This window comes from Ohtaekwangia sp., assembly GCF_036568665.1.
In the GTDB taxonomy this organism is placed as follows: Bacteria; Bacteroidota; Bacteroidia; order Cytophagales; family Cyclobacteriaceae; genus Ohtaekwangia.
In genome coordinates this window covers 1-6323 of record NZ_DATCSD010000192.1, presented here as the reverse complement: position 1 = coordinate 6323, position 6323 = coordinate 1, and the positions used below count along the sequence as shown (strand labels likewise).

Annotated in this window: 4 protein-coding genes and 1 pseudogene; 3 read left to right on the top strand and 2 right to left on the bottom strand. The window is 44.6% G+C overall.

All coding sequences use genetic code 11. From position 1 onward, the window contains the following. A pseudogene (locus VIN08_RS11080) lies at positions 1-2114 on the bottom strand (translocation protein TolB); the annotation flags it as partial. Between the two features lie 59 nt (positions 2115-2173). Beyond that, positions 2174-3238 carry an FAD-dependent oxidoreductase gene (locus VIN08_RS11075; protein WP_331964559.1) on the bottom strand — a complete coding sequence of 355 codons (1065 nt, stop codon included), beginning with the start codon at positions 3236-3238 and terminating at the stop codon, positions 2174-2176. 76 nt (positions 3239-3314) lie between these two features. On the opposite strand from VIN08_RS11075, the gene VIN08_RS11070 reads away from it, so the two are divergent. The 3 genes from VIN08_RS11070 to VIN08_RS11060 all read left to right on the top strand — a co-directional run. Beyond that, positions 3315-3959 (top strand): MBL fold metallo-hydrolase, encoded by a 645-nt coding sequence (locus tag VIN08_RS11070; protein WP_331964556.1) that lies wholly within the window; start codon positions 3315-3317, stop codon positions 3957-3959. Positions 3960-4057: 98 nt separating this feature from the next. After that, on the top strand, positions 4058-4729 hold the full coding sequence (gene pssA / locus VIN08_RS11065) for a CDP-diacylglycerol--serine O-phosphatidyltransferase (protein ID WP_331964553.1): 672 nt from the start codon (positions 4058-4060) through the stop codon (positions 4727-4729). Positions 4730-4746: 17 nt separating this feature from the next. Next, positions 4747-6323, top strand: a 1577-nt coding sequence (locus VIN08_RS11060; protein ID WP_331964550.1) for a C25 family cysteine peptidase, incomplete at its 3' end; no start/stop codon positions are given.

Sequence of the window (6323 nt, the reverse complement as noted above, 5' to 3'; positions counted from 1 at the left end):
AAGCCGACACCGCGAAGCTGATCGACTACTAAAGATGTAACTAAGTTATCAGCACTGAACTTTGATTCGTACGGGAATGGCCCGGTAATGCGACTCTTATCGCGTGCTTTCAGATAGCGCGTAAGGAACGTCTCCGAGGGCTGTGTTTGCTTTACTACATCATCTTCAAAAGTATAATTATCAGTATTGATCACATCCGGCTTTTTCTCTACCGGCTTTGCCACACTGTCTTTCTTTACCCCGACTGTATCATGATGCTGCACACCTGTAGAATCCGGATGCACTGACGTTGTATCTTTATCTTTTTGTGTTTCTTTCAGACGCGCGTTGAGCAGATCTTTAATGCTCATGTTCTTGTTATCTTCCTGCTTGCGCTTTTCGCGGATCACACGGGCCTGCTGTAATTCTTTCCTTCGTGTGGCCGGAGTAAATACCTGTCGCCCTACATTAAAGCTTCGGTCAAGGTATATATGCTGTTTCTGATTTTCCGTTACCACCATCGCCAGCGTTCCGGTTGATACGTTCAGATCATAGTGCTGTATGCTGGACGAGAAGTTTGTTACCTGTGTATATATACCATTGCTGCTATTATACCTGAACAGGTTGGTAATGCCACGCTGATCGCTCAGGTAGTAGAAGTTACTCTCATCACTGGCAATTGGGCCTATATCTTTACTGAGTGTATTGGTAACACGTTTCACCAGCAGGTTACTGCTGTCGAGATCAAATACAAAGAGATTGTAGTTATTGGTAAGTCTGCCAAACTCCGGTTTCAGATTGGCACGCAGCGTATCGGTTGTGCGATTGGAGCTGAACACGATGCGATTGGTATTCGGTATAAATGTAGGATCAAGATCATCGAACAAATCGTTGGTCAATCTGCGTACACGGTCTCTTCTTGCGCTTAGCAGAAACAGGTCGCTCTTGCCTTCAAAGTCGGCACTCAAAATTACCAGGCGACCATTGCCGGAGAAACTAAAGCTGCGCACGTTGCTGAATTTTTCCAGCGCACGTGGTTGCTTGCTGTTGGTGCTGAGATCGTATAGCCAGAATACATATTCACCATACTTCACACCAATCACACCCAACGTATTGGCATCGGCCCAGGCAATGAGCGGCTGCCGGTAGTCAACCCGTTGGTTGATCACTTTACTTCCACCGGAGATAATGGTTTTGGTCTTACCACTTTCCAGTGAACGGATGCGAATGATATACCGGCCGCGATCATTCTCCGCGTAAGCTATATGTCGCCCGTCAGGACTTACTTTTACTGTAGTATATTCTGTTGTGCGATTGTTAGGTGATTCGAAGATGGTTGAATCGGATGGACTCACGTACGATTTGCTTACTACGGCTTCCATCTCGGAATAGTATCGCTGCCACTCGGTAAGCATTTGCCGGAAACTTATACCAAGTGTAATCAATATACTCTTCTCTTCGTTTCGGGTTACACGCGTATAGTTGAGAATGTTGGCCATGCTACTCTTGCCATATTTCTCCGTGATAAAATTCCAGATCGATTGCCCTACCAGCGCAGCTTCCTTCCCTGTAAGCTTTGTGGCACGCTTGGCTTTACGCGTGCGCATTAACTGACGGATATAGTCATCCATTTCAGAAGTCCATCCCTTGGCTACATATTGTGATGCTCCCGCTACGAACCACTCGGGCAAGCTCATGAGAATAGAGCTTTGAAAAATATCTTTCAGGTTTCCTCCGAACATCATCTCATTTACCATGAGTTCGGATATTTTATACAGCAGCTCTTCTTTAAACTCCTGCGCTGTTCCTAAATGAGCAACTTCTATATATGGCTTCACAAACTCGGTTTCCCCTCCTATCTTGTTGGTGTTCCGGTTCAGCCCCATGTTGCTTTGGCGCAGATCCGATAATGAATTGTAAACAAAAACTTTTGTTTTGAAATACGGAGGATAGTCGATCATATCCGTAATGCGATCGAACTCTGCTTCCAGAAATTCCAGTGCTTCCTGCGCTACACCTTTGCGTGCATCGTAATAGTAAACATCGAAGTTCTCTCCGCTCAGATATACCCAGTCGAACTGACGGTATTGTATCCGGTTTTTTCCAAATACCTCACGTGCCTGCTGGGCTTGCACCTGGGTTATAATAGTTAGTAATACTAAAAGCGCAAGTAATCCTCTTCGCAACATCATATTCATTTAGGGGAAGTCCAATATACTGATTTATAACGATCAATATCCACCAGTTTGTTTAAGGATATATCATTTTCCATCCAGCGGACTAAAACCTCCGAAAAATACGGTGTCAGACTTACTCCTTTGGTACCTAGTCCATTAAAAATTATTACAGACGGAAATTCCGGATGACTCCCTAGGATCGGCCTTCGATCGGGAGTGGTTGGGCGTAACCCCCATTCCTGACTCTTCCATTTGTACGGAGTGTCTATCAACTCTGCCAGTTTTTCTTCCAGCTCCGTTTTTGCTTCCGTTGTAATGCCGGGATCATGATCGTGAAAGTTATAGGTAGCACCTACGCGCCACTCGCCAGCGTGCAAGCCCGGAACGATGTAAACGCCACGATTGACTATAATATTTTCCTGCAGGTTGGCTTCTACCAGAATTGTTTCTCCTTTCAGCGGGCGTATGGGCACCCAGTTGAACCACTTGCTGGTGCGCGTGCCCTGACAAAATATTATGCGAGGCGCACGGATTCCTTTATAGATAACGCCATCGCGCTCTACGTGCAGATGCTCTTCTTCCAGTTGTTCGTAGAGCATAGTGCCTTCTTGTTCAATGCGCTTTCGCACCGCCTCGATATAGGGCGTTGTGCTGAGATAGCCGCATTGTTTTAGTAAAAGTCCACCGAACGGATCACGCACATGCGCGAACGATGATGATGTGTATACCGCTTCAATATAGTCTGCATACAACGGCTCGGCACTTCTTGCCATCCACTCATTCTGCTCTTCAACAGAGAGGAACGGGCGGTATAGCGGCATGGGGAAGAAAAATTTCTCTCCAGACTTTATTTCTTCCTGCCGATAAAATTCATGGAGATAAGGGAATAGTGTATCGGCCATCCAGGTCTTTACCATCTTCTTGCCGGTGATGGGATTGAACAACCCGGCCGCTACCCGTGAAGAAGAATTGTGTATGGGCTGATCGATCACCAGTATTTTTCGTCCGCGATTTAGCAACTGAACCGCCATCGCAGAACCTGCCAGTCCCTGACCGACAAGAATGTAATCAACTGTCTGCACGATATATTTTTCCTAAGGCCTAAAATTGAAAATAAAATAATTGGCCTACTGAAATTTTCCCGGTTATTTTTGGCGCATGCTTCAGCTACAAAGTTTTGTTTTTAATCCTTTGCAGGAGAATACGTATGTGTTGTTCGATGAGACAAAGGAATGTGTGGTGATCGATCCGGGATGTTATGATACGGAAGAGCAACATGACCTGGCCGATTTTATTGAAACCAATCAATTGAAAGTAGTAAAGCTGCTCAATACACATTGCCATGTTGATCATGTGCTGGGTAATGCGTTTATAAAATCACGATTCAATACAAAACTATACATCCACCCGCTGGATGAACCTGTATTAAAAGCCGTGAAAGTATATGCACCGCATTATGGTTTCTTTCAATATCAGGAAACAGAACCGGATGTATACCTCAAGGAAGGCGAACCTGTTACGTTCGGCAATCAATCGCTGAATGTATTGTTTGTTCCGGGCCATGCACCCGGGCACGTGGCCTTCTATCACACACAGCAAAAAATTGTTATCGGTGGCGATGTACTTTTCTATAACAGTATAGGGCGCACCGATCTGCCCGGTGGAAATTATGACACACTGATCAACAGCATTCACACCAAACTGTTCACCTTGCCGGATGATGTTACGGTATATCCCGGCCACGGACCGGAGACTACGATTGGCTATGAGAAAAAGACCAATCCTTTTTGTGCGATCGGCTGATGTAATGCCGGCATAACAATTACCCAACAACAAATCGTTACATTTGAAGTTATCGATTCCCCCGATTTATATATTATTGGAATTTGTGATTTGAAATTATGATCCGTCACCTCCCTAACTTTCTTACGTGTTGTAACCTTATCTGCGGATGTCTTGGCATTGTATTCTTACTGGAGAATCGTGGAGTACCTGCTGCATATTTTGTGTGGACAGCCGGGGTATTCGATTACTTTGATGGCTTTGTAGCGCGATGGCTCAAGGTATCATCGCCCATTGGTAAAGAGCTGGATTCACTGGCCGATGTAGTAAGCTTTGGTGTATTGCCTGCATTGGTAATGTATAAATTAATAGGTGCGCATACCACCAGCGAAGCGTTGCCCTATATAGCGTTTAGTATTGCCGCATTCTCTGCATTGCGTCTTGCTATCTTTAACATTGATGAAACGCAAACCGATTCTTTCAAAGGACTGAACACACCTGCCAATACTTTATTTATAACATCTTTACCGCTACTGCCACCATCGTTCGACTGGCTATATCAACCGTGGATACTGGTAACTATTACTTTGGTGTTTTCGCTGCTGTTGGTATCGCGCATCGAGATATTTGCGCTCAAGTTCAAAAACTTTACCTGGGCCGATAACAAGATCAGGTTTACCTTCCTTCTGCTGGCGGTATTATTACTGGCATTGCTCCAGGTAACGGCTATACCTTTTATTATACTTTTATACATTGGCCTGTCGTTAGGGGCTAAAGCATTTTCAAAGTAAATTTCACAGTATATCCTTTGCGTTGCGAAGTTACCATCCGAAACCTCCTCATTATCTTTCTTCTTGTGCTGGCAAAAGAAAGCCGCGGCCAGTCTGCCGTGTTGAGTTCGGGGCAATGGTATAAAGTAGCTATAGCAAAAAACGGTGTCTATAAAATTTCCTTCGATGATTTTAAGAAGATGGGATTCGATACCTCTATCGACCCGCGTAAAATAAAGATCTATGGTAATGAAGGCGGCATGCTGCCACAAGCCAACAGCGCTGCACGCCCGACCGATCTTACAGAAAATGCCATCTTTGTTCAGGGTGAAGCCGATGGCGTTTTTAATTCTGGCGACTATATTCTCTGGTATGCAGAAAGCGCTGATCATGTGAAGTACGATGTTCAACGAGGTATATTTCAGTACGAACACAACTTATATAGCGACAAGAATTTCTACTTCATCACTGTCGGTACCGATAATGGTAAACGTGTAACATCTGTTTCTTCTGCAAGCGGTACATTTCCTGCGATACAATCTTTCAATGATTATTTCTTTCACGAAGTTGATACCTATAACGAACTTGAATCTGGCCGCGAATGGTTTGAGCGTTTAAGCCTGGATCAGCAAACCTATTCTGCCGATATAGCCGGCATTGTAGAAAACTCACCGATCAAACTGGTGTCGGATGTGATGGGACAATCCACTAAAAGTTCTTCCTTCCAGGTATATCTCAACAATGTCGTTATCGGAGAGCAACCTGTAAGCTATATCACCGATTCGCAGTATAGTATCAAAGGTTTTCACAAACGCGATACGCTCACCACCAACGCATCGACTACCGGGGCGGCTTCCACTACCAAACAGGAGATCAAGTATATTTATAGCAAAACTACGAGTGGCACAGGCTATCTTGATTTCTTTTTGCTCAATGTACAGCGCAAGCTGGCACTGTATGGCGACCAAACTATTTTCCGATCTGAAGCAAGCACCCTCAACACCACCTCCACCTTTCAGGTAAACGAAGCCAACAGCAGCAGCACCATTTGGGATATTACCGATCCGTATACTCCTGCCATACAACAATATAGTTTACAAAACAGCACAGCATCATTCTCAGCAACCACAGCAACGTTAAAGGAGTATATCATTTTCAACACGAGTGTGCCGGCACCTGAATATATAGGGAGCGTATCGACTCAAAATCTCCACGGACTTTCAACACCGAACCTGATTATTGTAGCATATCCAGATTTTAAACAGGAAGCCATGCGACTTGCTTCCCATAGGGCTGAGCACAGCGGCTGGACATCGGTAGTCGTTACTCCACAGGAAGTATATAATGAGTTCTCATCCGGCCGCCAGGATGTTTCGGCTATACGTGATTTTGCGAAATATCTTTACGATAAAGGTCCATCAACGTTAAAAGCATTATTGCTCGTAGGTAAATCTTCATACGACTATAAAGACCGTGTATCGCACAATACTAATTTTGTGATTACCTATGAATCGCGTAATTCACTAACGCCACTCGAAACATACTCATCAGACGATTACTTTGGCTTTCTCGAAAACAGTGAGGGTAATTGGGGAGAGTCTCCGGTAGAAAGTCA

Bases quoted from the DNA above. Each gene is read 5' to 3' on its own strand.
- VIN08_RS11070 (WP_331964556.1), top strand. From the start codon at position 3,315: ATGCTTCAGCTACAAAGTTTTGTTTTTAATCCTTTGCAGGAGAATACG.
- pssA (WP_331964553.1), top strand. From the start codon at position 4,058: ATGATCCGTCACCTCCCTAACTTTCTTACGTGTTGTAACCTTATCTGC.